The sequence below is a fragment of the Pseudoalteromonas sp. 2CM37A genome, assembly GCF_023161885.1.
GTDB classification, from domain to species: Bacteria; Pseudomonadota; Gammaproteobacteria; order Enterobacterales; family Alteromonadaceae; genus Pseudoalteromonas; species Pseudoalteromonas atlantica.
This window is the reverse complement of record NZ_JALNTJ010000006.1, coordinates 20,814-47,706: the sequence shown is the minus strand read 5'-3', so window position 1 is coordinate 47,706 and position 26,893 is coordinate 20,814. Positions and strand designations below refer to the sequence as shown.

25 protein-coding genes and 1 tRNA gene are annotated in these 26,893 nt (G+C 40.3%); 16 read left to right on the top strand and 10 right to left on the bottom strand.

The features are described from left to right. Positions 1–20 precede the first annotated feature (20 nt). Positions 21–587, top strand: a complete 567-nt coding sequence (locus tag MTF68_RS14585) for an alkylphosphonate utilization protein (protein WP_055252603.1) — start codon at positions 21–23, stop codon at positions 585–587. 116 nt (positions 588–703) lie between these two features. Further along, positions 704–1,519 carry an META domain-containing protein gene (locus MTF68_RS14580; RefSeq protein WP_248462901.1) on the top strand — a complete coding sequence of 272 codons (816 nt, stop codon included), beginning with the start codon at positions 704–706 and terminating at the stop codon, positions 1,517–1,519. 43 nt (positions 1,520–1,562) lie between these two features. Here MTF68_RS14580 and rlmJ read toward each other — a convergent pair whose 3' ends face one another. Further along, positions 1,563–2,402 carry a 23S rRNA (adenine(2030)-N(6))-methyltransferase RlmJ gene (rlmJ, locus tag MTF68_RS14575; RefSeq protein ID WP_248462900.1) on the bottom strand — a complete coding sequence of 280 codons (840 nt, stop codon included), beginning with the start codon at positions 2,400–2,402 and terminating at the stop codon, positions 1,563–1,565. Between the two features lie 238 nt (positions 2,403–2,640). Here rlmJ and zapB point away from each other — a divergent pair, with 238 nt between their 5' ends. The 8 genes from zapB to MTF68_RS14535 all read left to right on the top strand — a co-directional run bounded on the left by zapB (position 2,641) and on the right by MTF68_RS14535 (position 8,353). Continuing rightward, positions 2,641–2,871: a cell division protein ZapB gene (gene zapB / locus MTF68_RS14570; protein ID WP_024031454.1), complete on the top strand. Its 231-nt coding sequence runs from the start codon at positions 2,641–2,643 to the stop codon at positions 2,869–2,871. Further along, entirely contained in the window at positions 2,871–3,173 is a 303-nt protein-coding gene (locus MTF68_RS14565; protein ID WP_029772040.1) for a cell division protein ZapA, read from the top strand. The genes zapB and MTF68_RS14565 overlap by 1 nt, the downstream gene beginning before the upstream one ends. Positions 3,174–3,235: 62 nt before the next feature. After that, positions 3,236–4,258 carry an MBL fold metallo-hydrolase gene (locus tag MTF68_RS14560; RefSeq protein WP_248462899.1) on the top strand — a complete coding sequence of 341 codons (1,023 nt, stop codon included), beginning with the start codon at positions 3,236–3,238 and terminating at the stop codon, positions 4,256–4,258. A gap of 36 nt (positions 4,259–4,294) precedes the next feature. Continuing rightward, positions 4,295–5,773 (top strand): LysM peptidoglycan-binding domain-containing protein, encoded by a 1,479-nt coding sequence (locus tag MTF68_RS14555; protein WP_248462897.1) that lies wholly within the window; start codon positions 4,295–4,297, stop codon positions 5,771–5,773. 67 nt (positions 5,774–5,840) lie between these two features. Beyond that, positions 5,841–6,329, top strand: a complete 489-nt coding sequence (locus tag MTF68_RS14550) for a peptidylprolyl isomerase (protein WP_248462895.1) — start codon at positions 5,841–5,843, stop codon at positions 6,327–6,329. A 24-nt stretch (positions 6,330–6,353) separates the two neighbouring features. Beyond that, positions 6,354–7,082 carry an SDR family oxidoreductase gene (locus tag MTF68_RS14545; protein ID WP_054983248.1) on the top strand — a complete coding sequence of 243 codons (729 nt, stop codon included), beginning with the start codon at positions 6,354–6,356 and terminating at the stop codon, positions 7,080–7,082. Between the two features lie 10 nt (positions 7,083–7,092). Further along, positions 7,093–7,935 carry an amidohydrolase family protein gene (locus tag MTF68_RS14540; protein WP_248462893.1) on the top strand — a complete coding sequence of 281 codons (843 nt, stop codon included), beginning with the start codon at positions 7,093–7,095 and terminating at the stop codon, positions 7,933–7,935. A 46-nt stretch (positions 7,936–7,981) separates the two neighbouring features. Beyond that, positions 7,982–8,353: a hypothetical protein gene (locus MTF68_RS14535; RefSeq protein ID WP_248462891.1), complete on the top strand. Its 372-nt coding sequence runs from the start codon at positions 7,982–7,984 to the stop codon at positions 8,351–8,353. Between the two features lie 139 nt (positions 8,354–8,492). Here MTF68_RS14535 and MTF68_RS14530 read toward each other — a convergent pair whose 3' ends face one another. From MTF68_RS14530 to MTF68_RS14515, 4 genes are all read right to left on the bottom strand, one after another. Then, positions 8,493–9,668 carry a mandelate racemase/muconate lactonizing enzyme family protein gene (locus MTF68_RS14530; RefSeq protein WP_054983246.1) on the bottom strand — a complete coding sequence of 392 codons (1,176 nt, stop codon included), beginning with the start codon at positions 9,666–9,668 and terminating at the stop codon, positions 8,493–8,495. 25 nt (positions 9,669–9,693) lie between these two features. Then, the gene (locus tag MTF68_RS14525) at positions 9,694–10,461 is read right to left on the bottom strand and encodes a class II aldolase/adducin family protein (protein WP_024031462.1); all 768 of its coding nucleotides are present in this window, start codon (positions 10,459–10,461) and stop codon (positions 9,694–9,696) included. 166 nt (positions 10,462–10,627) lie between these two features. Further along, the gene (locus tag MTF68_RS14520) at positions 10,628–10,951 is read right to left on the bottom strand and encodes a c-type cytochrome (RefSeq protein ID WP_004587649.1); all 324 of its coding nucleotides are present in this window, start codon (positions 10,949–10,951) and stop codon (positions 10,628–10,630) included. Between the two features lie 160 nt (positions 10,952–11,111). Beyond that, on the bottom strand, positions 11,112–11,651 hold the full coding sequence (locus MTF68_RS14515; RefSeq protein WP_004587650.1) for a DUF2058 domain-containing protein: 540 nt from the start codon (positions 11,649–11,651) through the stop codon (positions 11,112–11,114). 199 nt (positions 11,652–11,850) lie between these two features. On the opposite strand from MTF68_RS14515, the gene MTF68_RS14510 reads away from it, so the two are divergent. Further along, complete coding sequence (locus tag MTF68_RS14510) at positions 11,851–12,996, top strand: MFS transporter (RefSeq protein WP_055252587.1); 1,146 nt, start codon at positions 11,851–11,853, stop codon at positions 12,994–12,996. Here the strand turns inward: MTF68_RS14510 and MTF68_RS14505 are convergent. Continuing rightward, the gene (locus MTF68_RS14505; protein WP_004587652.1) at positions 12,963–13,463 is read right to left on the bottom strand and encodes a prolyl-tRNA synthetase associated domain-containing protein; all 501 of its coding nucleotides are present in this window, start codon (positions 13,461–13,463) and stop codon (positions 12,963–12,965) included. The two genes, MTF68_RS14510 and MTF68_RS14505, sit on opposite strands and share 34 nt — an antisense overlap. A gap of 1 nt (position 13,464) precedes the next feature. Further along, positions 13,465–13,866: a hypothetical protein gene (locus MTF68_RS14500; protein ID WP_248462889.1), complete on the bottom strand. Its 402-nt coding sequence runs from the start codon at positions 13,864–13,866 to the stop codon at positions 13,465–13,467. Positions 13,867–14,030: 164 nt separating this feature from the next. On the opposite strand from MTF68_RS14500, the gene MTF68_RS14495 reads away from it, so the two are divergent. The 4 genes from MTF68_RS14495 (at position 14,031) to MTF68_RS14480 (ending at position 21,024) form a co-directional block, all read left to right on the top strand. Beyond that, a tRNA-Ala gene (locus MTF68_RS14495) sits at positions 14,031–14,106 on the top strand. A 154-nt stretch (positions 14,107–14,260) separates the two neighbouring features. Then, positions 14,261–15,523: an extracellular solute-binding protein gene (locus MTF68_RS14490; RefSeq protein ID WP_248462887.1), complete on the top strand. Its 1,263-nt coding sequence runs from the start codon at positions 14,261–14,263 to the stop codon at positions 15,521–15,523. Further along, positions 15,523–18,741, top strand: coding sequence for an ATP-binding protein (locus tag MTF68_RS14485; protein WP_248462886.1), 3,219 nt, complete (start codon positions 15,523–15,525; stop codon positions 18,739–18,741). The genes MTF68_RS14490 and MTF68_RS14485 overlap by 1 nt, the downstream gene beginning before the upstream one ends. A 57-nt stretch (positions 18,742–18,798) precedes the next feature. Further along, positions 18,799–21,024: an EAL domain-containing protein gene (locus MTF68_RS14480; RefSeq protein ID WP_248462884.1), complete on the top strand. Its 2,226-nt coding sequence runs from the start codon at positions 18,799–18,801 to the stop codon at positions 21,022–21,024. Positions 21,025–21,070: 46 nt separating this feature from the next. On the opposite strand, the gene MTF68_RS14475 is transcribed toward MTF68_RS14480, so the two are convergent. Together MTF68_RS14475 and proB are read right to left on the bottom strand one after the other, a co-directional pair. After that, positions 21,071–22,318, bottom strand: coding sequence for a glutamate-5-semialdehyde dehydrogenase (locus MTF68_RS14475; protein WP_004587657.1), 1,248 nt, complete (start codon positions 22,316–22,318; stop codon positions 21,071–21,073). Further along, the gene (gene proB, locus MTF68_RS14470; protein ID WP_004587658.1) at positions 22,315–23,421 is read right to left on the bottom strand and encodes a glutamate 5-kinase; all 1,107 of its coding nucleotides are present in this window, start codon (positions 23,419–23,421) and stop codon (positions 22,315–22,317) included. Before proB ends, MTF68_RS14475 begins: the two co-directional genes overlap by 4 nt. A gap of 851 nt (positions 23,422–24,272) precedes the next feature. Here proB and MTF68_RS14465 point away from each other — a divergent pair. After that, on the top strand, positions 24,273–26,123 hold the full coding sequence (locus tag MTF68_RS14465; protein WP_024031470.1) for a sodium:proton antiporter: 1,851 nt from the start codon (positions 24,273–24,275) through the stop codon (positions 26,121–26,123). An 81-nt stretch (positions 26,124–26,204) separates the two neighbouring features. On the opposite strand, the gene MTF68_RS14460 is transcribed toward MTF68_RS14465, so the two are convergent. Then, positions 26,205–26,843 (bottom strand): tetratricopeptide repeat protein, encoded by a 639-nt coding sequence (locus tag MTF68_RS14460; RefSeq protein ID WP_029772606.1) that lies wholly within the window; start codon positions 26,841–26,843, stop codon positions 26,205–26,207. Positions 26,844–26,893: the final 50 nt, after the last annotated feature.

The window sequence follows — 26,893 nt, the reverse complement described above, 5'->3', positions numbered from 1 at the left end:
TTCCTATATAAGAACGCCTTATGAGTATTGAAAAAGCCTTAATCGAGCGCAGTAATAACCAGTGTGAATTATGCAGCGCAACCGAGCACTTATCTGTTTACGAAGTGCCTCCTGTTACCGAAACCCATTCAGACAAATGCATTTACACCTGCCAAACCTGTAAAGATCAAATAGAAAACAACAGCGAGCTTACCCCAACACATTGGCACTGTTTAAACGACAGCATGTGGAGCCAAACACCTGCCGTACAAGTAGTGGCTTACAGAATGCTAACGCGCTTAGCTGTTGATAATGGCTGGGCACAAGATGCGCTCGACATGATTTACCTAGAGGAAGACACCCTTACTTGGGCTAAAAAAGCCCTTGCTGAAGATGACGATATAAAACACGTAGACAGTAACGGCGTAGTGCTACAAGCTGGCGATACCGTTACTTTAATTAAAGACTTAGACGTTAAAGGTAGTAGCTTGACCGCCAAACGCGGCACAGCAGTACGCAATATAGGCTTAACAAATAACCCTGAACATATTGAAGGGCGAGTAGACGGCCAACGTATTGTTATTTTAACAAAGTTTGTAAAAAAATAGCGTTAAAGCATTATGTTAAGGCGCATTAGCGCCTTTTTTGTGCCTAAAAAAATTAAGCCATGATTAAGCTCCTCCCCCCTACACTTACCAGCAATATAGGAATAAGGAGCGCAAGCATGGCAAAGCAGCAATTTAGGTTTCAAAAACGTACATTTACTGGCTTAGGTTTATTAGCCCTAAGTGCACTCACATTAGCGGGCTGTGAAAAACCAGCTAACGAATCACAATCCACAGTACAAGAAAAAAGCGTTATGGGTTTAACCACGCAAGTGAGCTATAAAGATCGCAGTATGCCACGCCCTGGCTCACAACTAATTGTAACGCTATCTGATGTGTCAAAAGCAGATATAAAAGCCGAAATAATTACGCAACAAGTAATTGATATAAATAAAGCACCGCCGTATACCGTGGAGCTAGCTTATGATGACAACAACATTGTTGATAAACACCGCTATAACCTCACCGCTAGAATCATTAATAAAGACAAGGTTCTTTATACCAGCACAATGCAATACGACCCTTTTAAAAATGCAAACTCAGGGATTCTTCACGAAATTGAGCTTGAAAAAGTCGCCTCACCTAAAAGTGATGTTACCCTTACAAATACATACTGGAAAGCCGTTACAATTAACGCGCAAACAGTCAGTGTAAGAACAAAAGAGCCATTTATACAATTTGATAAAGATAACCGCGTTAACGGCTTTTTAGGGTGTAATAATGTCAGTGGTAGCTATAGCACAGAGCAACATTCAATTTCGTTTAGCCAATTGGCAAGTACAAAAAAAATGTGCTCACAAAGCATGGAGCAAGAAGCGGCTATGTTAAACATGCTCAATAACACGCAAAAGTGGGCTATAGAAGGCGAGTCTTTAGAATTAAAAGATAGCAGTGGCAACACGCTTGCCACCTTTAATGCGGTTTATTTTAATTAAATAAAAGCCCAGCTGGGCTTTTACTTTACATAATGGCAGGCAGTTATTCGTCGACTAACTGCTCGCTTCTATAAAACCCGCTAGGCTCACTTAAAAGTTCAACTAACTCAGGTAATATGCTGTCCATAGTTTGTTTTAATTTCCACGGTGGGTTAATAACAATCATGCCTGATGCCGTCATACCGTGTACATCAGTATCCGCTTGCGTGCCTAACTCAAATAATTGAATATTACGCATTCCCGACTCAATCAGCCCTTGCTCCATTGTATTGATTCTCTCTCTATCAACAACGGGATACCAAATCATATATGTGCCGGTAGCAAAGCGCTGGTGCGCCTTAACTAGTGTGCTTACTACAGTATCGTAATCGTCTTTTATCTCATAAGGTGGGTCAATAAGCACACATGCACGGCGCGAAGCTGGCGGAAGTAGCCCTATTAATCCGGCAAAACCGTTTTCGCCACGTACGCGAATAGAGCGCTTACCTTGCATGTTTTGCTCAAGTAACTGCAAATCGCGCGGGTGTAATTCAAAAAACCAGCCTTTGTCTTGACGACGTAAGTAATGCTCAGCAATTTTTGGCGAACCGGGGTAAAACGCCAGTTCATCCCCATCATTAAACGATTTAATTAATGCAATATAATCGTTTAGCGCCTCGTGTTTACTGCTATGTTGCCAAAGCTTAGCAATGCCCTCTTTGTATTCTTGTGTTTTTTGGGCATCAGATGAACTTAACTCAAAAAATCCCGCACCAGAGTGGGTATCAATATAATCGAGAGGTTTATCTTTAATGGTTTGATATTGAAGTACCTGTGCAAGTACAAAATGTTTAAGCACATCGGCAGGGTTACCTGCATGAAAAGAGTGTCTGTAACTAAGCATTGTTAATTTTCGCTATACGCAATTTAATATCGGCAGTGAACCATAAGCTCTGTATTTTGGCAACCTATACACCGCTTTGCGAGCAGTTAAGTGAACCATTTATGAACAAAAAAGCCGCCACCCTGAATTATCACTTAATAAACAATAAAATTGTGCTAAAACCACCGTAAATACTGGCAAAACAACACACTTTGCTTTACATTTGCATGACATTAATTACAGTTATATGAGCGCCTTTATGAACAACACAACTCTTCAACAACTCGAACAACTGATTGACTCGCTTATCGAGCGCAACAACCAATTACAAACAGATGTTGCTAGCTTAAAAGAGCAAAACGCAAAACTAAGTGACGAAAACGAAATTTTACAACTAGAAGCCCTTGAAAACGAAGAAAAGCAAAAAGATGCCAGCTCTACGTTAACAGGCTTACTTGATAAACTACAAAGCGCACAACAGGCAAGCTAATGTCTGAGCTGCAAAACCAGCGGGTCACAGTTGAGTTGCTAGGTAAAGAGCAGCAGTTTGCATGCCCGGCTGGGCAAGAAGATGCATTAATAGCAGCAGCACAAAATTTAAATGACTTGGTTGAGCAAACAAAGCAACGCTCATCAGTTCGCAACGAACAACAGGCGATACTTTTAGCAGCACTTACACTTAGCCATGAGTTGCTAGAAGCTAAAACGCATGCCAGTGTAGAGCAACAGCAACAAGATCAACTCATTGATAAACTCAGCCAATGCTTGGCGAGTGACCCAATAAAAAAATAAAAAGCGCCCCGTGCGCTTTTTGTTTATTATGAGGGTAAATAAATGCTGCGCAGAGACACACAATGACATTAAAACCCCTTTTAGTAACTGTAATCCCCGCCCTTTTTATTACCCTTAGCCTACTTTCTCACTCTAGTAAGGCAGCGGTTACTTGGCAGCAAATAAACGAAAATGTACAATTTTTAAAACAACAAGATAAATTACGTTTTTACGATTCCAACCAAGTGCTCATAGAGGGCGAGCAATGCGCACTCATGGTAGATGCAAGCGGAAACTTTGCAGCCGTTGAAGCACTGGCAAAACAGTTAAAAAAACACCTTAAAACCCCGCTCTGTTATTTAGTTGCGACTCACTTTCATGACGACCATTTACTCGGCATGGCCGTATTACAAAATGCCTTCCCAAAAGCGCAGCTAATAGTGCATAAACAGGTAGCCGATAATTTTGCCACATACCAACAGGCTTATGATGATAAGTTAGCAGGCTATGAAAAAAGTATAGAGCTGAGCTATCAGCGCTTAGCCACATTGCCCGAGCAACAGCAAGCACAGTGGCGCGAAAAGCTCTCTTTAGCTAAACAACGTTTTTTACGTTGGAAAAACTATCACTTAAAATCACCTAGCACCGTAATCAGCGAGCAACAAAGTATTGATTTAGGTAACTTTGCGGTACAAATAACACCCGAAAAAGCCCACACAAACGGCGATTTAACACTTAGTACCAATAATGGCACGCTGCTAATAGGCGGCGATATTGTTGACTGGCTACCCTACCCAGGCCACGGCCAGTTACAAAATTGGCAAGCCTTGCTCAAACGCTATATTAATCAGCCTAATTTGCGTACAATACTTCCCGGCCACGGCGGGGCGCTTGAAAAAGCGCAACTTAAGCAGCCTTTATTGTTTTTAACAAATTTAATAATCCATGTGAAAAACAATAAAAAACAAACGCTTGAGCAACTTACTGAGAGTTTCCCTGCGGATGTTTTAGCACCATATAAACAAGAAGCGTTAAATACAAAGTCGAGCCAGTTATTTTTACAGGCTGGGCTTAAGCGCGCCCAGTTAATTGAGCACGCGCAGTAGTGTTATAAAATAAAGGATTGTAGATAAGAGATGAAGATGCGTGGATTGCTTGTCATTTGTGTAATTATTTTTTTGTATGGCTGTAACAGCACACAAACACAACCCGAAACAGACGCACCACAAATTTTTACTCACTTTGAGCCAAGCTACGAAAACCAAATAGAGCTTGAGCCTGTACAGCCAAAACAATTACAGCAAGCCAATACTGCGCCGCCGGTAAAGGCAAAAAAAACAATTGTAAAAAAGCGCCCCGCCAAAGCTAAAAACCTATGGGTGCATATTGCCAACAACCTACATTTTACGGTGTATCAAAATCGCGCCTTAAAAAAGCGTATTAACTGGTATTTAAAACAGCCTAACTATTTACCCACGGTAAATAAACGCGCCGCGCCTTATTTGTATCATATCGTAAAAAAAATTGAGCAAAAGCGCCTGCCTATGGAGCTGGCTTTACTGCCCTTTGTAGAAAGTGATTTTAGACCCACCATTGCCTCATCGCAGCAAGCAGTAGGTGTTTGGCAGTTAGTGGCCGCCACAGCGCATCATTTTGGCATTAAATCCGATCAGTGGTATGACGGACGACAAGATGTACTTGCCTCCACCGATGCCGCACTTGAATACCTCAGCTATTTACACAAACGCTTTGATGGCGACTGGCTACACGCCCTAGCGGCTTATAATAGTGGTGAGGGGCGTGTTAAACGAGCCATTGAGCGAAATAAAAAACGCGGTAAAAGTACCGATTACTTTTCTCTAAAGCTGCCAAAAGAAACGGCCGACTACGTACCTAAACTGTTAGCGCTCAGCTACTTAGTTAAACACCCGCAAAAAGGCTTTAAGCGTCCTAAACTGGCTAATAAACCAATAACAACGCAAATGAATGTGGGCCAACAGTTTGATTTTTCGGTCATCGCTAAGCTCTCTGGGGTTGGCTCAAAACAGTTGCACGCGCTTAACCAAGGCTATTTAAAAAATCAAAGCTCACCTAATGGTCCCCACTCATTGCTTTTACCTATCGGCCAAGAGGCACTGTTAAAAAGTCAGTTTTTTAAGTCTAATTTTGCAGGCGAATACATCGTTAAAAAAAATGATACGCTATACAGCATTGCAAGGCGCTTCAGCATGTCGGTAAGCGCGTTAAAGCAGCTCAATGGCAAACAAAATAATATGATAGGCATAGGTGAAAAACTGCTGGTTGGACAGCCTAAAACGCTCCCAAAATCGCTCACTATAGATTATCAAATTAGTCCTTATTTAGAGCCACAAGAAGTCGTGATCCCCACTCTTGAAATAGGCTATGAAGTAAAACAAGGCGATAGCTTGTGGAGCATTAGTCAGCTTTACGAAGTGCCGCACAGTGATTTAGCTAAATGGAACAACTTAAGTGCCTCAAGCATTTTAAAGCCTGGCACGCAATTAACGCTATTTATTCCCCAGGCAGAAAAACCCAAACAGCCGCAACAAAAACAAGATTTACTGCAAGATCTACAAAAATCACTTATTCAACCACGCTGAGTTTATAAAGCGCGGTATTTCGCGTAAAATCGGCTTTTAACTTAGTCAAAAACTTAAAGAGACAAGCATGCAAATTAGCAAAAATTCAGCAGTTGAATTTCATTACACATTAAGCGAAGCGGGCGAGCAACTAGAAAGCAGTGTAAACCACGCGCCTCTTAGCTATATTCATGGCAGCGAAGGCATGCTTCCTGGCTTAGAAAAAGCCCTTGAAGGCAAAGCCGCTGGCGATAAGTTTAGCGTAACACTTGAGCCTAGCGAGTCATACGGTGAGCGAGTTGACGATTTAATTCAGCGTATTCCGCTTAAACACCTACAAGGTGACGTAAAAGTGTGGAAACCAGGTATGACTGCGATGGTGCACTCAAACCAAGGCCAACACCAGGTAACATTAGTTAAAGTAGGCCGCTTTAATGCAGATTGCGATTTAAACCACCCGTTTGCAGGCAAAACGCTAACGTTTGATTTAGAAGTGGTATCGGTTCGTGAAGCAACCAGTGAAGAGATTTCGCATGGCCATGTTCACGCTGAAGGCGGCTGCGGTCACACTCACTAATCACACCTTAAATTAGGAGCAGGTATGTCTAAGGTTGCTATTGTTACAGGCGGTACAAAAGGCATTGGATTAGCGGTTGTAAAACGCTTTATTGAAAATGGCTACACGGTGCACAATTTGGATATTGAGTACAGCGAGCTGGGGGTTTTTCACCAATGCGATGTGAGTAATGTTAGTGCTGTAAAAGCATGTATTACGGCCATTTGTAAACAAAGCCCACGCATAGATGTACTTGTTTCTAACGCCGGTAAACACCTCAGTGCTAGCATAGAGGATACCGATGAGCATACTTTCGATGCATTATTTGCATTGAACGTTAAAGGGGCCTATGCGGCTGTACAAAGTGTACTACCCAGCATGAAAGCGCAAAACAATGGCGCTATTATTTTAATAGCCTCAGATCAGGCAATAATTGGTAAACCTAACTCGTTTGCCTACAACCTGACAAAACATGCTCTTGCTTCTATGGCAAAAACCACAGCGCTTGATTACGCCCAATTTAATATTCGCGCGAATGCGGTATGCCCAGGGACAATAGAAACCCCTCTATTTCACAACGCGATAGATGCTTATTGTAAAAAAAGTGGGGCTAACAAGGCTGATATAGTGGCAGAAGAAGCAAGCCTTCAACCGCTAAACCGCTTAGGACAAGCTGATGAAGTTGCCGCGTTAGTTAGCTTTTTAGCAAGTGATGATGCAAGCTTTATAACCGGTAGCCTACAAAATATTGATGGCGGCTATACCACACAATGAGCACATGCCGATGAGCCTGAAAATTATTGACCCCCACGTGCATTTTTTTAACCTTGCCGAGGGGCAATATACTTGGCTGCAAGGCGAAAACCCACCAGCATGGCCAAATTTAGAGTTAATAAAACAACCTATTAGCGAAAAAGAGCTACTAGAGAGCAGTGACTTTACCCTCGCCGGCATAGTACATATAGAGGCAGGTTTTGATAACAACGCCCCCATTAACGAACTTAATTGGCTAACGGCGCATTTAAAAAAGCTTCCCTTTAAAGCCATTAGTTACGCTCAGTTAGATTGCGCACCTGTGCAATTTGCAAAAGCAATAAACGCCCTTGCCCACCCCCATGTAATAGGCATACGGGATATCACCGAAGGCGCAAACGCACAGCGATTATTAAACCCAGTGTGCTTTAGTAATTTGCAAACCCTTTGCCAGCAAGGGCTGCATTATGAAGCCCAGTTTGAGCTTGAAAATACTGCAATAGCCGCTCAGCTTGCTCGTTACGCTAAGGCGCTGCCTCAGCTAAAAATAATAATAAACCATAGCGGCCTACCTAATAATATTAATAACTGGCAGCAAAGCATTCGCATGCTAAGTGCGCACAATAATATAGCGATTAAGTTTTCAGGTTTTGAGCTTTTAGCGTTGAATTTACAACAGCAACAAGATTGTTTTGAAACTATGCTCTCGTACTTTGGAGAGCAGCGCATTATGTTTGCGAGTAACTTTCCGGTTTGCCAAATTAACGCAAGCTATAATGATGTTTGGCATAGCCATCAAGCTTTGTGTAAAACAAATAAAATATGGCACAACCTTAGCTACGCAAATGCTAAGCATTTTTATAACATACCCTAGATAAGCTATATTAAATTTAACCACTTACGTAAATGCAGCAATGACTATGACATTACATTCGCAAATATCAGCCCTTGGCATATTAACTATTTTAAGTGGTTGCGCATCTAACACGCAGCCTACTCCTAAGCTGCATCATGCATTACTTACCGAGCCAAATAGCCAAGCGGTAGAGCGTGTTATAGAGCGCTTAATGCATATAAAAAACGTAACGCTTGCTGACGATATCTTTATTCACACCAGTACCTTTACTCTTAAAAACACAAACCGTAGCGATATAACAGCCAATAAACAGCTTAACTTTCCCGATCAATTTGAGTTAATGATAAACAATAATCGCTGCTATATACGCCACCTTGATAGTAAAGCCACCGCTGAGATAAAAGGCGTTACGTGTACAATTAATCTTGCCAATTAAACCCACTAACTATTCAAATGGTATTGCTCATAGGTATTAGAGAAACACAGCTATAAAAAAGCCGGTAAGTGAGTTATCACTTACCGGCTTTTACTTTAAACAATAGTATTTAAATAACGCTCTTTAAATAAAGCTTAAATTATTTAATTTCTACACGCTGCGAACGCATAACAATCTCATCATTTAATTCAATGCCTAAGCCTGGCTCTTCTGATACTTCAAAAAAGCCATTTTTTGGTTGTGGATCTTGTAAGCACAGCTCTCGGTTCCACTTTTTAATGGCATAAGTATGATGCTCATGAATCAAAAAGTTAGGAATAGCGGTTTCTAAATGAAGCGATGCAGCAGTGGCAACAGGCCCACCACATACATGCGCCTGAATACGCACATCAAAAATATCGGCGTAGTCACACACTTTTTTAGTTTCAGTAAAGCCACCACATAAACCGATATCGGGTTGAAGTACATCAATGCTTTGATCTTCTAAATAAGGGCGCACACCCCAGCGGTTGTATAAACGCTCACCGCCTGCAATTGGCACTGCCACTTTATCTGCTACTTTTGCATGTAAAGAATGGTTTAAGTAGTTAACTGGCTCCTCGTAGTACATGCAATCAAACTCTTCGGCTATTTCACCAATTTGTATAGCAGAGGTCGCGCCAGGTAAGCTGTGGCATTCAAAAATAATATCCACTTCGTCACCAACTGCTTCACGTATAGCTTGCATACGAGCACGGTATAGCTTCATTTCAGCGCGAGAAATTATTTTAGTACGGTCGTAATACGTATTGCCGTCTTTATCGTATTGGATAGGGTCAACTTTTACTGCATCATAACCTTCGCCAATCGCTTTTAACGCCGCTTCTGCGTATTCTTGCGGTTGTACTAACGCTTTAAATTCGCTGTCCCAATCAAACTGTAACTGCGATGCGTAAGTACGTAGCTTATCGTTTACTTTGCCGCCCAGTAATTGGTATACCGGTAAACCAAGTGCTTTACCTTTTATATCCCAAAGTGCTGTATCTATGGCGCTCATTGCTGCATAAACAACAGGGCCGCCACCTAAACCCCAAAAGCTTTCGCGTAACATACGCGACCATAACTTTTCGGTTTGAAACGGGTCGTGCCCAATTAAAAAAGCATCAGCCATTTCTTTTATCATTGCTGCTGCTGCGCTGTGGCCTAAATCGTAAGCTAAACCAGCTTCACCTACACCACTAATACCTTCATCGGTATGAATACGTACAAAAACCGGCGTCCAGGCTGGACGCTCTGGGCAATGAATATCAAATACTTCTACGCGATTTACTTTCATTAAAATTCCTTATTAGCCACGCAGGCTATTGTGCAAAACTGGGATCAAGTCGGTACGCTTTTCGTAACATGGCAGGCCACGCTAATTGCCCACCTGTGCTGCCGCTATGTACCACATTAGCTTGGTTATAAATATTGTCGATAATTGGCTGCGGCACCGGAATAACCTCTTGTGAGCTGGCTTGTAATGCAAGCTGAATTTCACAGGCACGTTGCAAGTCATAAAAACGCATAAAGGCATCGCCTACGGTTGGGCCTACAGTTAAGCCACCATGATTTACCAATAGCATATGATTGGTATTGCCTAAATCATCTTGTAATACTTTGCGCTCGTCATCATTTACAGCCAGCCCTTCATAGCCATGGTAAGACAGTGAAGGGAGCGAAAACATAGAGTATTGGCTTAGTGGCAATAGGCCATTTTTTTGTGTAGCAACGGCAATGGTTTCTTTTGTATGTAAGTGAATAACGCAATGAGCATCTTCACGCACTTCGTGAATTGCGCTATGAATAGTAAAACCTGCCGGGTTAATGCTAAAGGGGGTGTCGTCAATAATATTGCCGTGCAAATCAACCTTTACCAGGTTTGATGCAGTTACTTCGTCAAATGTTAAGCCAAACGCATTTACAAGGTAGTGATCAGTGCCAGGTAAACGTGCCGATAAATGCGTGTATATTAAATCCCCCCAACGAAAATGCTCTACTAATCGGTAGCAAGCTGCTAAATCTACACGCAATTGCCACTCTTGCTCCGACACTTTATTTTTTAAATCTAGTTGGGGTAAATCAATCATAATCAGCCTTTTAAAATACGTACAACAACACAAGTACGAATAGATGTTTAGAAGTCTAAAGCAGTATTAATTTTATAGCAAACACAAACAAAACAGCCACACAATTGTGTGGCTGTTTACGCTGCGCTTTAATTTAAAACGATAATACGTTTTTAAACGCGGTGCTTTATTTTACCTTTGAAAGGTAGTCAGCAATTGCTTCAAACTCTTCGTCCGTTACCGTTGCAACCATTGCTTTCATTGCGGCAGTCATACCATTGCTACGCGCGCCCGATTTAATATCTTTCATTTGGGCCACTAAATAGTCTTTGTTTTGACCATTAATTTTAGGGTATGCGCCCATAATAGGTGCTTTACCTTCTGCACCGTGACATGTTTGACACATTTTTTGGGTGTAAAGGGCTTCGCCATCAGCAGCGGCGGCGTTAAACGAAAAACTTGCGGCTAAACTAATACCCGCGCCTACTATTAGTGCTTTCATCTTGCTCATTATATTCACTCTTCTTTTTGACGGTTAGAAAATAGTCTATTGATTGTAGTAAACAATCTAGTAAAAAGCATACGTATCAATTTACGTTAGGCGATCAAACAAACATGACTACGTTTTCAGCCATTGTTGTTAACTTTAGCAAACAATACTGAACAGACACTTACCATACTAAATCATCTGGTACTTCAAAGTCTGCATATGGGTCGTCTTCATCTTTTGGTTTGTTTTCAGGTTCAACATGAAAAACAATGTACTTTTCATCAACTTCTGCGACTTTACGCGCCGGCTCATCATCGAGTACGTAAAACTGCCCTTCCAGTACACAAATAGCTAAACGACCACCCGATAACGCTTTTTGGGTTTTCTCGTTTACGTCTATCCCTTTTACTTTGTTATCGTAAGTAAAATTAAAGGTACGCTCACCGCGGATAGAGTCTTGGTTATGGTGCTCAAGTATTTGCTTAACACGAGCAACTTGCTCACGTTGCTTAAGCTCTTCTTGGCGCGACTGGTTAAGTTCTTCAGCCTTTTTTTGCTGCTCTAATTTAGTTTGCTGTATGTGCTTTTGCAGATCGCTTGGGTTACTGGTAGCCCCTTTTTTTTGCTTTTTTTGTTGCTTACGTTTTTCTGACTTAGCAACTTTAGCTTTGTGCGATGTTGTTAACCCTGCTTGCAGCAATTGGTCTTGTAATGAACCCATGGCTTTGTTCCACTAAAAACTTATATTAGGTTTATTTTAATCACCAACGAGTACAAATAACAGTGCTATTAGCATTAATCTAGCAAAGGGCTGAATATACACTTTGATTTAGCGCAATTGTTGATGATTTAACCTATGAAATATAAGCCATTTTTCATATACTTTGGCTAACTTATCAGCTTATGTTTTAAGCCTTACAATGCGTTTTGCTCACTTACTTATTTGCTCGGTGTTTATATTTTTTGTGCTGTACGCACCTCAGCCTTTATTGAGCTTATTTGCTAGCGAATTTAACGTCTCCCCTGCGCTTGCCGGCAGCTTAATGAGCGTAACCATGCTGCCTTTAGCAATCGCACCTTTGGTTTATGGGCTATTTTTAGCCAAGCAAAACCCGCTTATTATTTTACGTATTGCTATGTTTATTTTAGGAGTGAGCTGCATACTGTTTACAGTAGCGCCAAGTTTTGAGCTATTACTTTTGGTGCGCTTTATACAAGGCTTAACCTTACCTGCCGCGCTTACCGCGATGACAAGCTTTATTGGTATACGTTACAGCGCAGATGCCTTACAAAAAAATATGACCTTATACATAGGCAGTACCATAGCTGGCGGCTACTTTGGCCGAGTATTAGCCGCTTTATTTAGTGATGTATGGCATTGGCAAAGTTTTTATTATGTTATTTCGATTGTGCTTATTGGCCTGGCTATAAGTATAAAGCCCACGGGCTTTGTGGTATCTAATCAGTCAGCGCTTACGCCGTTAACGTATATTAAGCAGCTAAAAGATGCGGCAGTACTAAAATTGTATGGCGCCGTTTTTTGTATGTTTTTTTGCTTTGCAGCCTTATTAAATTACCTACCGTTTATTTTGCAAAACACCTTTTTAATTACAAACACACGCGATATTGGCTTAGTGTACAGCGGCTACTTAATCGGTGCTTTAGCATCTATTGCAACACCTTGGCTTGCTAAAAAAGTGCCTTCAGCTTGGCATTTACTTGCTGCGGTTTTTATCGTGTATAACTTAAGCATTGTATTACTTATAAGCCAGCAACTGAGTGTGTTTTTAATCGCGTTTACGTTATTTTGTGCTGCTATGTTTGTTATACACTCAAGCGCTGCTCCACTTGTTAACAAGATTAGCAAAGCGCCTGCAAGTGTAACAAATGGCGGGTATGTATCGTTTTATTATAGTGGTGGGGCACTGGGCTCGTTATTGCCAGGTATTGTTTATCAACACTCAGGGCAAACTGCATTTATGCTTTGCTTACTGAGTGTGTGTTTTATTGGTTTAGTATTAGTCACTTTAGGCTATCGAGAAGGTAAAAACATTACCCGAGGCTGATGCCCTGTATGCTCAAAAAAAGTATTTAAATCATTTTTTGAAAGCAGCCAAGTTTGGGTGTTTTCAAACGGGTGACAATGAAACAGCTCATTAAACCAAATATCTTGATCAAGCCACAAAGTAACGTTGCTTTGTTTATCGTTTGCTAAAGCAAGCATAGACACACACCCAGGCGCCACTTTTAAATAACGTGCTAACCGCTCGCTAGAGGCAAACCCCAACCGAGAAAGCCCCTGTTGCTTAGATAGGGTTTTTAAATCGAGCTGTTTGTCGTGTGCGGTAATTACTAAAAAGTGCTTTTTGCCCTCATTATCACGCAAAAACAAGTTTTTAAGTCGCGTACCTGGGCGCTCCACCATAAATGCATCAGCATCTAAACTGGTATGTAACGCAGGGTGTTCTATTACATCGTAATTTATACCTAATTGCGCTAACAACTGCGCAAGCTTTGCTTTATCGGCCAACATACTACAAACAACGCCCTCTTAGCTGCACACTTAAGTCACGCCATAGCACTTGTGTAATTTCGTGTTTTTTTTCACAATAGTTATTTTCACTGAGGGTTTCGTTTAAAAACCTGACGGCTTCATCCTCAAGCTTAAGTTTTAACACACTAGAGTCTTCGAAGTGTTCTTGTTCTATGTAACGCTTTACATCAGAGCGGCTCGGTCTTTTTTCGCCTCGCCCGCCGTTATTTAAGTTTATGTTACTGCGATGCTCAGCCTTTACCGATACAACATAAGCAAATATTTTGTTACCTTGCTCATCCACGTTCTCATAAAACTGCTTGTTATTTATTTCATAAGGAGGCGCTTCATTACTTGCACACCCTGCAAGTAGCAAAGCAAGTATACAGATACTTTTTTTCATTGTTTTTGTCGTTTCGCGAGGTATTTTTCTCGAGTCTATCAAAAATAAACGATAACAGTTAAATATTGCTAAAAAATACTTGACCAAATTTATAAAAATATTTAAAGTTCACCCCGCTTGGAACTCAGCAGCCAAGTAATTACAACTATGTAATTTAGGAATGTGGGGCTATAGCTCAGCTGGGAGAGCGCCTGCCTTGCACGCAGGAGGTCAGCAGTTCGATCCTGCTTAGCTCCACCACTTTCCTACTCTTCTATTACTTCCTATTTTTCATCGCCTTATTATTCTTTTATCTTCTATACAATAACTTTTATATTTGCCCATTCCTTGTTTGTTTAGTCTTTGTTGGCTATAAATTATCTCAACTGTAGCAATCATACTTTTGGCTTAAACAATGGATACCCCTAAACGCACCACGTTAAAAAAGCTCGCTGTCATCGGTTTAACCGCGGGTGTAGTTACTCATGTACCATATGTGTTTGCCCGAAAAAAAGTAACCCTAAGAGTCTTAGGAACACATGTCACGCTACAAGAAGCCATTCGTAAACAAGCAATGCTTGATTTAGGCATAAATATAGAATTTTCCCCTGCAGGTAGTGCTGCCGTATTACAAAAAGCCTCTATGGACCCTGGCTCATTTGATTTATATGAGCAATGGTCAAACAGTATAAATGTGCTTTGGCGGGCGGGGTCTATTCAGCCTATAGAAAAAAAACGGCTAACCTACTTTAATGAAATAAATTCTCTTACCAAAACGGGGAAGCTCACCCCCGATGCAAAATTAGGTGCAGGCGACGCCCCTTATAAATTACTCAACGTACAAGAGGACGGCACACTAAGCGCAAACGAAAGCGATTACATTAGCTTTTTACCTTATGTACATAATGTTGACTCTTTTGGCTATAACACCGCCAAAATAAAACCTGGTATTGCCTACGAAACTGAAAGCTGGGGCTGGTTACTTGATGATGCCCACCGAGGTAAAGTAGGTATTGTAAATGCACCCACAATTGGCTTATTTGACCTTGCCTTGGCAGCACAAAGCAAAGGGTTAATAACATTTAAAGATATTGGTGCGATTACTCGCTCCGAGCTTGACCGTTTATTTAGTATTTTAATTGACTATAAACGCCAAGGGCATTTTTCAGGTTATTGGAACTCGGTGCCAGAGTCTGTTGAATTTATGAAAAGCCAACGCGTGCACATAGAAAGTATGTTTTCCCCCGCTGTGTCCGCGCTCAATAGTCAAAATGTTAACGTGCGATTTGCCGCTCCAAAAGAGGGCTACCGTGGCTGGCATGGGGTAATGTGCTTATCGTCACAGGTTAATAATAACCAAAAAGATGCCGCATACGATTACATGAACTGGTGGCTTTCGGGGTGGGCCGGCGCATTTATTGCTCGCCAAGGGTATTACATTAGTAACCCACAGCGCTCAAAATCAATGCTTTCACCAAGTGAATGGGATTACTGGTACTTAGGCAAGCCCACTTCGGTTGACTTACTAAACACCCAAAAACAAGTCGCAGTAAAAGCCGGCGAGCAGCGAAATGGTGGTAGCTATTTAAAACGCTTAAGCAATGTAGCTGTTTGGAATAGCGTCATGCCGACTTACGATTACAGCTTGCAAAAATGGTATGAGTTAATAAGCAGATAATGATAACCCGTTCAATAAAATCAAAAATAATAATTGCCCTATGCGTATTAATTACTTTATTAATTTTGCAAAGTTACCTATTCAATTATTCGCAAAAATCACTTTTTGAGCTGCAAAATGCGCAGCACAAAGCTTTATTACAAAGCGAGTCTGTTACCCGTTTAGAAAACGATGTGATTTCTTTACAAAGCCAAGCCATTGCTTATCTAGATCATGCTAATAGCAATACCATTGAAAAGTTTAATATGCACTTAAATGCTGCAAAAAGGGATTTAGATACGCTAAGTACATATTTAAATGAGTATGATGAAAACTATCAAAACAATATAAAGCGCCTTAACGAGTACTTAAATAATTACCAAGATACATTTAATCGCGTAGTCGTTAACAGAACCAAACGAGAGCAGCTGTACATTACACAGTTCAAACAACCTATTGAAGCGCTAAAAGCACAACTTAATGAGCTTAAAAAAAACACGCTAACCAGCAAGCAAAATAAAATAGTGAATACCCTTTTAACTATTAGCAATATAGAACAAGCAACAACCAATTATTTACACAAGCCAAATTATGATGAAGCACAAAATGTGCAAGATAACCTAGCACACTTAAATACCCTATTGGCGAGTATTGAAACCGCTAATGTTAACCTACTTAATAATACTGACGAGCTTGAGCAAGCGTATAGCCAATTAGTTATTTTAACCCGTAGCTATACGTTTTCGATAAATGTAGTTTTAACAGGAATAGAAAACGAGCTGCTTTACCTAGCCGAAAAAATTAGGGATGTAGAGAAGCAAAAGCTCACCCAGACCGAGCAGCAGCTAAGAGACCACGTATTAAAAAGTACCGAAATGGCCAACCTTTTTGCCGCGCTGATCACTGTTATCATAATAGTAATTACCTTTTTTATATTTAACTCTGTCATTAAGCCCATTGCGAAATTAACTAAGCTGTTAAATGATATGAGCAATGAAAAGCAAGTAACACTAAATAGTGATGAGCATCATCAAAATGAAATTAACTCGGTTATTACCGCGGCTAATGCGCTGTATTTAAAAAACAAACAAACAAAAGAGCTACTAGCAGAAACCCAAGCGCTTAATTCTAAAATGGAATTAATGAATAAAGAGCTTACAGTTGCCATCACCCAAGCAAAAAATGCCAACCAAGCGAAAGGTGACTTTGTAGCTAATATGAGCCATGAGCTTCGCACTCCAATGAACGGTATTTTAGGCATGCTGCAGCTATTACAAAGCAGCGCTCTTCCAGCAAAACAAAAACACTATGCAGATAAAGCGTTTTCTAGTGCTCAAAACTTACTGCAAATACTTAATAACGTACTCGACTTTTCAAAGCTTGAGTCTGACAAAGTAAAGCTTGAATCAATCCCTTTTACTTTGCATACCGTGGTTTCTAATGTAAAAAATTTATTTTCGGTAAATGCGAAACAAAAAGGGTTGCGCCTTAATTTTGTATTGCATGTTGATGCAGGGCTTGAGCTGATGGGCGATCCACTGCACTTGAGTCAAGTTATTAATAACTGTGTAGGTAATGCCATTAAATTTACAGAGCGCGGTGAAGTAACTGTAACAATTGAGGCCACAACACAAGATGAGCAGCAAATACAGTTACGCTTTGGTATTAAAGACACAGGCATAGGCATGACGCCAGAGCAAACCGCCTCAATTTTTGACTCGTTCTACCAAGGCGATTCCAGTACAACACGTAAGTATGGCGGCACCGGATTAGGTTTAACTATTTGTAAGCAACTAACCAAGTTACTAGGCGGCGAAATACAAGTACGCAGCACACCCCACGTCGGGAGTGAGTTTTATTTTACACTACCGTTTAAAATGACGAGCAAAGAAGCGCTTAAAAAGCATGCCTTACTAATTAGTCCCGATACTGAGCAAATAAAATCACTCACTAAGTTATTAAGTAACGCTGATATTACTGCAGAAATTACCCAAGAGCCGCTACGTGCAATTGCAAAAATGTCTCAACCGAGTAACCCTTTTAATATTGTGATCATGACGTTGTCACACAAAGAACTAAAAGATAATTTTATTTTGCAGCAACTGTACTTACAAAAACAAAAAAATAAACACAAACTGCTGCTTATTTTACTCATTAACGATCAAGAGCACCCGCAGGCAGTCCCCGATAGCGATCATATTGATATTATAACAATAGGTAATACTCACACTGATTCTCAGTTAATGCGTTTATTATTACCCGACTCAACACAGCTTAAAGAAGGAGAGTCTTACCCACAGTTTACCGGTTACACCGCACTTGCAGTAGATGATAACCCTGTAAACCAAGAGATTCTTGAAGCACTATTAACTAAAATGAATATGACTGTTATCTCTGCAAGTAATGGCGAGGAAGCACTCATTAAAGTAGAAGAAAACACAATTGATATTATTTTTATGGATATTCAAATGCCAGTGATGGATGGCCTAGAAGCGACACGTATACTGCGTCAAAGGGGTTATACAACGCCTATTGTTGCTGTAACTGCAGCAGTGTTTTCTAATGATAAAAAAGCCGCCATTCGAGCAGGCATGGATGACTATTTAGTCAAGCCGTTATTATTTGGTCTACTTTGTGACAGCATAGAAAAGCATCTAACAAAAACCCATACGTTATGTACATTAAACCTCAATGTAGCACGCTCTAATCTTGAAGATAATAATGAACTCATTAATTCAATATTCACTAAGTTTAATACCGATTACAGCCACTTTATGGAGGTAGCTGTAAAGCACTTGAAAAATAATGAGCATAAAACATTAGCTAGAGCGATGCATAACTTAAAAGGCTTAGCCGGCACCCTAGGGTTAGAGCTACTAGAGCAAAGCGCTAAAAAAGCAGAGTTAGAACTGAGCAGTAACGCATGCACCGATCTTAGTGTTTTTAATGAACAATTGACCTTAGCACTTTATGCAGTAAGACAGCTACTGGTAACAAACTCTTATAATCATCAGCCAGAAGCTATGAGCTCTGGGCAAAATCCAGATACATTAATTGATGAAATCTATTCTTTAGCGTTATCTGCCCGCCCTATTCCTAGTAAATTAGTTAGAGAAATTGCGCTTCAAAAATTCGATCATTCCCATCCATTATTCAAGCTAAAAGAGGCAATAGATAACTTTAACTACGCTTTAGTGATTAAACTTATTGATAAATACAGAAATAACTATAAAAACTAGACAATTATGGCAACTATAAACTAACTTTAAGGGGTAATTAAAGAATAAGGATTTAGTGTGCATTCAACCTTTCTAGCTGGCAACAATCAACCTGCAGTAACTCAACCGCGAAAGCCTTTGATACTCATTGTTGATGATGAACCTAGCAACCTACATGTATTAGTTGAGGGCCTACTTGCAGACTACGATGTACGCATTTCAACAAGTGGTGAACAAGCGCTTGTATTTGTTGAATCCACACGCCCAGATTTAATTTTACTCGATATTATGATGCCAGGCATGGATGGCTATGAAGTATGTAAAAGATTAAAAGCAAAGCAAAATACCAAAGGCATTCCCATCATTTTTGTCACCGCACTTACTGAAGTAGAGTCTGAAGAGAAAGGCTTTGCAATGGGTGCTATTGATTATATCCATAAACCTTACAAGTTAGCTTTGGTTAGAGCGCGCATACGTACGCACATTACTGCACAAGGCATGCTAGACAGACTTATCGAAAAAAACTTTGACTTACACGACAAATTACTCGAAATAGAAGCCCTTGCAAAAGAGTTAAGCCAACGCGAGGAAGAGCTAAAGCAGCTGTCATCTAAGCAAAAGTTATTTTACCAGGCACTTACTAGTACCGCCGATGGTGTTGTAATTACTAATAGCGATGGCAAGATTATCGCTGTTAATCCATCATTTTGTAGAATTACCGGCTATTGCGAAGCTGAATCGTTGGAAATGGATTTAAAAGAGATAAAACAAAATAATCACCCAAGTATTAGCTTTGATGAAGTATGGAAGCACGCTAACGAAGCGGGCTACTGGAGCGGTGAACTTGTAACCCGAAGAAAAAATGGCGAGCTATACCCTGAGCTATTAACACTTAGCATGGTAAAAAGCGAGCAAGACACCAACATTCACTACATTGGCGTTTTTAGTGATATTTCAAGCGTAAAGGTAACGCAAGAGCGCATAGATTACCTAACTTGGCATGATGAGCTTACAAAGCTACCTAATCGTAATGGCTTTTTAAAACAGTTAGAACAACAACTACAAGATTGCAGTAGCGATAAAACATATGCCTATATTTATATTATCGACATTGATAGCTTCCACTCTATTAATGATGGCTTAGGGCTTTTAGCAGGTGATAATATTTTAAAGGAGCTTGCTCAGCGTATTCATGCCAATGTAGATAAAAAAGATATTATCGCACGCTTAGGCAGTGATGAATTTGCCGCCTTATGTAGCGTAGATAAAGGAATTGGGCGTACACGTGCGCAATCAATCGCCGAAAACAAAGCGCAAGAGCTTTTAAACGCAGTTAACCGCCCTTTTGACGTTGATGGGCAAGAGGTTAGCTTAACAATTAGTATAGGCACTTATATTTTCCCGCGAGACGATGTATGGGAAAGTGCTATTGAGACAATCAGAAATTGTGAAGCAGCCTGCTATAAAGCCAAAGAAAAAGGCGGAAACAGAGTTACATTTTTTGATACTACATTTGGCGAGCAAGCTAAACGACGCTTTGAAATTGAACAAGACTTAAGAAAAGCCATTCCTCAAAATGAGCTATCCATATTTTTGCAGTCGCAATTTGATAGTAAGCAAACGTTAAAAGGCGCAGAAATACTGCTGCGCTGGAATCACCCTCAAAAAGGCTTTATAAGCCCATGTGAATTTATATCAATAGCTGAAGAATCTGATGTTATTTTTGAATTAGACTGCTGGGTTACAACTAATGCACTTAATTTACTTACCAAGCTTAAATACAGCCACCCAAGTTTGAATATTTCGGTAAATATAAGCGGTCGCCATTTTCATGAACCGCGATTTTTAAACTTTATAAGCCAACAAATTAAAAGTGTTGATATTAATCCTCAGCAACTCACAATAGAGATAATAGAGGGGACGCTACTTAATCACATGGAAGCGGCCATTGAAGCCGTACACTACCTTAAAAAATTGGGCGTACGTGTATCAATAGATGACTTTGGCACGGGCTACTCAAGTTTAACCTACTTAAAACAGTTACCTATTCATGAGCTAAAAATAGATCGCTCATTTGTGCTTGAAGCCCCCACTGATAACAACGATAAATTAATTATTGATATGATTGTCAGCCTTGGCAGGTTGTTTCAATTAGAAGTGGTAGCGGAAGGAGTCGAGAATCAATCGCACTTTGACTTATTACAAGAGTACCCTGAGGTTATCCTACAAGGGTACCATCTGCACCGGTCTGAGCCATTAGAAAGCTGGTTAGAAAAACTAAACCATACTTTGCAAAACGCATAAAAAAACGCCGATTAAACAATCGGCGTTTTTTTATATATGAAGTACGTTACTTACGTACTTGGCCTTCGCCATTAACTAAATACTTTTCAGTTGTAAGTGACTCAAGCCCCATAGGACCATAAGCATGTAGCTTAGTTGTAGCTATACCAATTTCAGCACCTAACCCTAATTGCGAGCCATCTGAGAAACGCGATGATGCGTTTACCATTACTACCGATGCATCAACACTGCGTTGGAAAAGCTCAGCCGCAGTATCGTTTTTAGTACAAATAACCTCAGTGTGGTTTGAACCAAATTGAGCAATATGCTCCACAGCAGCACTAAAGCTTGGTACTACACGAATAGCAATTTCTAAATCTAAGTATTCTTCACCAAATTCATTATCAGCAAGTACTGTAGCATTATCGAAGTATTTTGCGGCTTGCTCATCTGCATTAATTTTCACACCTTCTTGGCGCAATACAACGGCACATAAATTTAAAAATTCATCAGCAACGTCTTGGTGAACCACTAGCCCTTCAAGCGCATTACATACGCCTGTGCGCTGTGTTTTACCATTTAATAGTAAATTAAGTGCAACCTCTAAGTCGGCATCTTTATCTACGTATAAATGACACACCCCTTTAAAGTGCTGAATAACAGGAATAGTACTGTTTTCTGTAACAAAGTTAATTAAGCCTTCGCCACCTCGTGGGATGATTAAATCAATACTTTCGCGTTGCTGCATTAGCTCCATAAGCAACGCACGGTCTGGATCAGGAATAACTGAGATCAGCGCTTTAGGTAAGTTATGTTTTTCAAGTACACCGTGCATTACACTCGCAATGGCTTGCGAGCTTTTAAGGGCTTCTTTACCGCCACGTAAAATAACACCATTACCCGATTTAAAACACAATGCGCCTGCATCCGCAGTTACATTAGGACGCGCTTCGTAAATCATACATACAACGCCTAATGGCACACGCATTTTACGTATTTTAATGCCATTTGGGCGCTCTGTAATGTCGCGTAGCTGACCGACTGGATCATCTAAACTTACAATAACTTCAATACCCTCTGCCATTGCTTCAATGCGCTCTTCGTTAAGCGTTAGGCGGTCGATCATCGAAGCGGCTAAGTTATTATCCCGTGCTGCGCTTAAATCACTTTCGTTTTCTTTAATTATAAATGCTTTTTCTGCGCGTAATGCTGCCGCCATTTCGGTTAACACTTGGTTTTTGGTCTCGGTGTCGAGTAAAGCAAGTGTGTTTGCAGCTTTTGCTGCCTGGCGTGAAATATCCGTAATCAAACTCATGACTTCTCCAATAATGCGATATCTTTTTCTGAAATAACAGGACCAATAGAATCCTGCATTTTTTCGCTAAATTCACTTTGCTCGTTATCTGCAATAAAGCTTAACAAGCAACTACTATAATTTGCGGTGGCTTTTGCTAAACGTGTGCCATCCTCGCTTCTAACTAAAATGGTATCGCCAATGGCAAACTCACCATGAACTTCCATTATTTCGTCGCCACGTATGCAACCGTTTTCACCTTCAAGAGACTCATCAAACGAGCCATCCACAACTACTTCACCTTGCTCATTGGCTGTATGCGTCATCCAGTGCACAGCTTCTTGCATTGGTTTTTCATAAGGAAGGAAAACACTACCAGGGTTGTCACCTGCCAATAATCTATTAAAGGTTTCTTCTTTAAAGCCATTAATAATATAAGTAGCAATACCGTGAGACGTTGCTTTTTCGGCAGCTTCAATTTTGGTTTTCATGCCACCGGTTCCTACAGAGCTTGTAGCACATCCTGCCATAGCATAAATAGACTCATCAATTGATTTTATTTCAGGCAGTAAAACTGCATCGTCGTGCAAATTTGGGTTTTTATCATACAGCCCATCCACATCAGAAAAAATCATTAATGCATCGGCATCAGCGGCCGCCGCTACCATGGCTGATAAGTTATCGTTGTCACCTACTTTTAAGTCATCCGTTGTTACAGCATCATTTTCGTTAATGATAGGCAGTACACCATGCTCTAACAAAGTAAAAATAGTTTCGCGAATACTTTCATAGCGCTCACGGTCACGCAAATCACCATGGGTTAATAATAATTGCGCTGAAGGAAAATCGAAAAAGCGATCCCACATGGCCATCATTTCAGTTTGACCTGCCGCTGCCATCGCTTTTTTCATCACAACTGAACGTGGAATGTCAGATGGGAATAAGTGTGAGCCTGCAGCTACTGAGCCTGAAGATACTAAAATAACTTCAATACCACGAGCACGACAGCGAACAATAAATTGCGCAATGGTTAATAAGTAGCGTGAACGGCACCCATCTTGATCTGGAGCAATTAATGCACTACCTACTTTTAAAACAATACGACGCCAATTTAACTTTTGCATAAAATCTCAACTTTCCATTTTATCTGCATTCACATAGTGTGAACTAAAACTAGGTAATTGCGTAAAAAACACGCAATTTCGAATAGGTTGTTTGTTTATACACTTTTTAAACGCACGCAAATACACGACCTAAAATTGCTTTTAGATTTGTAAAGACATGAAACAGCACCAACCAAATTAAATGGAGGTCTATTAAATATAAAAATAAAAAGTGTTGTTTATGTATCGCTGTAAAAAGCTGTGTGCGGCCTTTTTGTTAACAACATACATAGAGCCTCTAAAGTCAGATACACCAACAGATAGGGTGATGACTTAAGGACCGAGATTTAGCCGCCACGATGGGAGCTAAACATTGAAAGTAATAGTTCAACTCAAACATTTATTTACTTAATTGCTTAAATAAACTTGTTTGAAAAAACCATACCAAGATATTCAATAATACAATAGCTACTAATTAATGGTAAAAATAGCGTACAAATCTATTATTACAGGGCAAATATGACACTAGTATTAATACATACCGTTATTTTGCAAAATTATATTTAGATGACTAATTGTTTGAACTCTAAATATAATACGACATTTCAAGGGGTAAGATCAAGGCTAAAAATCACTCTAATGTAGAACTACGCCTCACCTTCAAGCGGTTAATCATTTAAAATCAAATAGTTATATTTATTTTTGAGTTTTAATTCAATTTTTATAAATAAATCAATAAGTTTAACCTACAATTTTTGTATTAAGCGCTAAAATTTTATTAGCAAATTAAACATTTCACGTGTATACCCCTGTATTAATATTTAACAAAAGTTATACTTTTCACATTGTGATAAATAAGGAATTCTTAATTTATGTCAGCAATTTATATAGCCGGTATCGCACTTTGTTCGGTGCTTGCCCAATGGGTAGCGTGGGCGTTTAAAGTACCCGCTATTTTGTTCTTATTGCTTACCGGTTTATTGCTAGGGCCGTTTAGTGGTGTATTAGACCCTGATGCTTTACTGGGTGATTTATTATTTCCTGTTGTGTCACTGAGCGTTGCTGTCATTTTATTTGAAGGCTCCCTTACTTTGCACTTTAGAGAATTAAAAGGCATAAGTAAGGTCGTACGTAACCTGTGCTCTATCGGCATGATCACCACCTGCGTGGTAATAAGCTTAAGTGCCTATTGGTTACTTGAGCTTAACTGGCGGGTGGCTGCAGTATTAGGCGCAGTACTTGTAGTAACCGGGCCTACTGTAATCGCCCCTTTACTTAATTCGATGCGCCCAACACAAGATATTGACCGTATATTACGATGGGAAGGCATTGTAATTGACCCAATCGGTGCTCTTTTTGCTGTGCTTGTATTTGAAGCAGTCATGCTGGTAGGCCAAGGAGAAGTGCTTAGCCACACTATTGTTGCACTTGTTAAAACAGTCGGCGTAGGACTATCTATCGGTGTTGTTGCGGGGTGGATCACCACACAGCTTATGCGCCGTGAGTGGCTACCGTTTGAACTACATAAATTTGGCATACTTGCCTTGGTGCTTATTAGCTTTTCGGTATCTAATCACTTAAGTCACGAATCGGGGTTATTGGCTGTTACCGTATTTGGTATTTGGCTTGCTAATCAAAATGATTTAGAAATCGATTCTGTACTTGAGTTTAAAGAAGACTTATCGATGATTTTAATATCATCGCTGTTTATTTTACTTGCTGCGCGGCTACAGCTTTCTGACTTGATGATGTTAGACAGCGACGTATTTATATTCCTCGCAGTGGTGTTATTTATAGCGCGCCCATTGTGTATTGCTATATCTACTTTTGGTACTGACTTGCCAATGAAATCGCGCTTGGTGCTATCGTGGATAGCTCCAAGAGGTATTGTTGCAGCTGCTGTTGGGTCGGTGTTTGCGCTAAGCATGATGGAAGCTGGCGTAGCTGATGCAGAAAAAATGGTGCCGTTAATATTTACCGTTATTATCATCACTGTGGTATTGCAAAGCTTAACCGCTATTCCTGTTGCTAAGCTATTAGGCGTGCGCCAACCTTCTCCAAATACCATACTGATTATTGGTGCAAACCATGTATCTCGCGCTATAGGTAAAGGTTTACAAGAGCAAAGCATTCCTGTTCATCTATCAGACCCCGCATGGGAGAACTGTAAAATGGCTCGTATGGACGGCCTTGCCTGTTATTATGGTAACCCACAATCAGAGCATGCTGAGCGTTACTTGCCGCTCACAACAATAAGAACGGTATTAGCACTTTCACCTAACCGCCACCATAATGCGCTTGGTGTACAATATTTTTCTCATTTATTAAATGAAAAAAATGTATTTTCACTGCGCTCATCTACCTCGCATGCTAAAGCAAACAAAGACAGTGCAACATTCCTATCTAGACAAATTTTGTTTGGTGAAGATGGCTCTTACGCTCGCCTAAGCAGTATTATTGCTAAAGGCGGTAAAGTAAGTGCGACGCGTATTTCAGAAGAATTTGATTGGGAAAAATACCAAGAGATGAATCCTGAAGCGATCCCGTTGTTTATTTTAAAAGGAGATAAAGACAACGACGACGATACGCCAGTAAAGCTTCGCCCATTTACTAGTAATATGGAAAAGCCACCGCAGGAGGGAGAGCGTATATTTGCACTTCAGCCGCCAAAAATGTCGGTATTAAAAGACCCCGCTAAAACAAAAAATAAAGAAGAGAGCTAACCTCTTTTCGTTATTGCAAAAAAGCCCTAATTAAATATTAGGGCTTTTTTATTTTATAAAAATAGCGTGCATTATCGACACTTACATGGGTAATCTCGCGCGGGCAACAACACTGTCGGGCATTTTTTTAGCGAGTAAGCTAAGCGCACGCTCAATTTTTTTATGGGTTGCTTTATCTGCCACCATGGCATTAAATAACCAGCGGTACGCATCTTCAAAGTCACGTGGGCTTCCGTAGCCTGCATTAAAAAGTTTAACCAGCCTTAGCTGTGCTTTTAAGTTCCCTTGCGCTGAGGCCTCTCGTAAATAGGTAATGGCCATAGCTTTATCTTGCTGCACTAAGCGACCCGTGTCGTAATAACGTCCAAGCTGCTCTAATGCAGCCGCTAAGCCTTGTTCAGCCGCTTTACGCATGTAGTACACACCTAATTCCACATTGCGTTCAACACACACGTTATATGCCAGCATATCGCCATATAAAAATTGGTAAGATGGCAGCGCCATTTTATTGGCCCTTGCCTCTATATCTTGTACTAATTGGCAATCATCTGCCTTTACACGCTGCAAATGTGTATTTTTATTTATTAGTGCAATCAGCTCCGGTTCGGTATAAAGCGGCACCGCAGCGGGCGTTTCTTCAGCTAACACATTGCTACTTATAGATAAAAGTAACGGAGTGAGCAAAGACGCTAGAAAAGTGTTACAGGTAGATAGGCGCATGTTTACCACGTATAAAATAAAACTTATCAAATAATATACAAAGATCGTTC

Coding starts and splice junctions, on each gene's coding strand:
- MTF68_RS14585 (WP_055252603.1), top strand. CDS start 21: ATGAGTATTGAAAAAGCCTTAATCGAGCGCAGTAATAACCAGTGTGAA.
- MTF68_RS14580 (WP_248462901.1), top strand. CDS start 704: ATGGCAAAGCAGCAATTTAGGTTTCAAAAACGTACATTTACTGGCTTA.
- rlmJ (WP_248462900.1), bottom strand. CDS start 2,402: ATGCTTAGTTACAGACACTCTTTTCATGCAGGTAACCCTGCCGATGTG.
- zapB (WP_024031454.1), top strand. CDS start 2,641: ATGAACAACACAACTCTTCAACAACTCGAACAACTGATTGACTCGCTT.
- MTF68_RS14565 (WP_029772040.1), top strand. CDS start 2,871: ATGTCTGAGCTGCAAAACCAGCGGGTCACAGTTGAGTTGCTAGGTAAA.
- MTF68_RS14560 (WP_248462899.1), top strand. CDS start 3,236: ATGACATTAAAACCCCTTTTAGTAACTGTAATCCCCGCCCTTTTTATT.
- MTF68_RS14555 (WP_248462897.1), top strand. CDS start 4,295: ATGCGTGGATTGCTTGTCATTTGTGTAATTATTTTTTTGTATGGCTGT.
- MTF68_RS14550 (WP_248462895.1), top strand. CDS start 5,841: ATGCAAATTAGCAAAAATTCAGCAGTTGAATTTCATTACACATTAAGC.
- MTF68_RS14545 (WP_054983248.1), top strand. CDS start 6,354: ATGTCTAAGGTTGCTATTGTTACAGGCGGTACAAAAGGCATTGGATTA.
- MTF68_RS14540 (WP_248462893.1), top strand. CDS start 7,093: ATGAGCCTGAAAATTATTGACCCCCACGTGCATTTTTTTAACCTTGCC.
- MTF68_RS14535 (WP_248462891.1), top strand. CDS start 7,982: ATGACATTACATTCGCAAATATCAGCCCTTGGCATATTAACTATTTTA.
- MTF68_RS14530 (WP_054983246.1), bottom strand. CDS start 9,668: ATGAAAGTAAATCGCGTAGAAGTATTTGATATTCATTGCCCAGAGCGT.
- MTF68_RS14525 (WP_024031462.1), bottom strand. CDS start 10,461: ATGATTGATTTACCCCAACTAGATTTAAAAAATAAAGTGTCGGAGCAA.
- MTF68_RS14520 (WP_004587649.1), bottom strand. CDS start 10,951: ATGAGCAAGATGAAAGCACTAATAGTAGGCGCGGGTATTAGTTTAGCC.
- MTF68_RS14515 (WP_004587650.1), bottom strand. CDS start 11,651: ATGGGTTCATTACAAGACCAATTGCTGCAAGCAGGGTTAACAACATCG.
- MTF68_RS14510 (WP_055252587.1), top strand. CDS start 11,851: ATGCGTTTTGCTCACTTACTTATTTGCTCGGTGTTTATATTTTTTGTG.
- MTF68_RS14505 (WP_004587652.1), bottom strand. CDS start 13,463: ATGTTGGCCGATAAAGCAAAGCTTGCGCAGTTGTTAGCGCAATTAGGT.
- MTF68_RS14500 (WP_248462889.1), bottom strand. CDS start 13,866: ATGAAAAAAAGTATCTGTATACTTGCTTTGCTACTTGCAGGGTGTGCA.
- MTF68_RS14490 (WP_248462887.1), top strand. CDS start 14,261: ATGGATACCCCTAAACGCACCACGTTAAAAAAGCTCGCTGTCATCGGT.
- MTF68_RS14485 (WP_248462886.1), top strand. CDS start 15,523: ATGATAACCCGTTCAATAAAATCAAAAATAATAATTGCCCTATGCGTA.
- MTF68_RS14475 (WP_004587657.1), bottom strand. CDS start 22,318: ATGAGTTTGATTACGGATATTTCACGCCAGGCAGCAAAAGCTGCAAAC.
- proB (WP_004587658.1), bottom strand. CDS start 23,421: ATGCAAAAGTTAAATTGGCGTCGTATTGTTTTAAAAGTAGGTAGTGCA.
- MTF68_RS14465 (WP_024031470.1), top strand. CDS start 24,273: ATGTCAGCAATTTATATAGCCGGTATCGCACTTTGTTCGGTGCTTGCC.
- MTF68_RS14460 (WP_029772606.1), bottom strand. CDS start 26,843: ATGCGCCTATCTACCTGTAACACTTTTCTAGCGTCTTTGCTCACTCCG.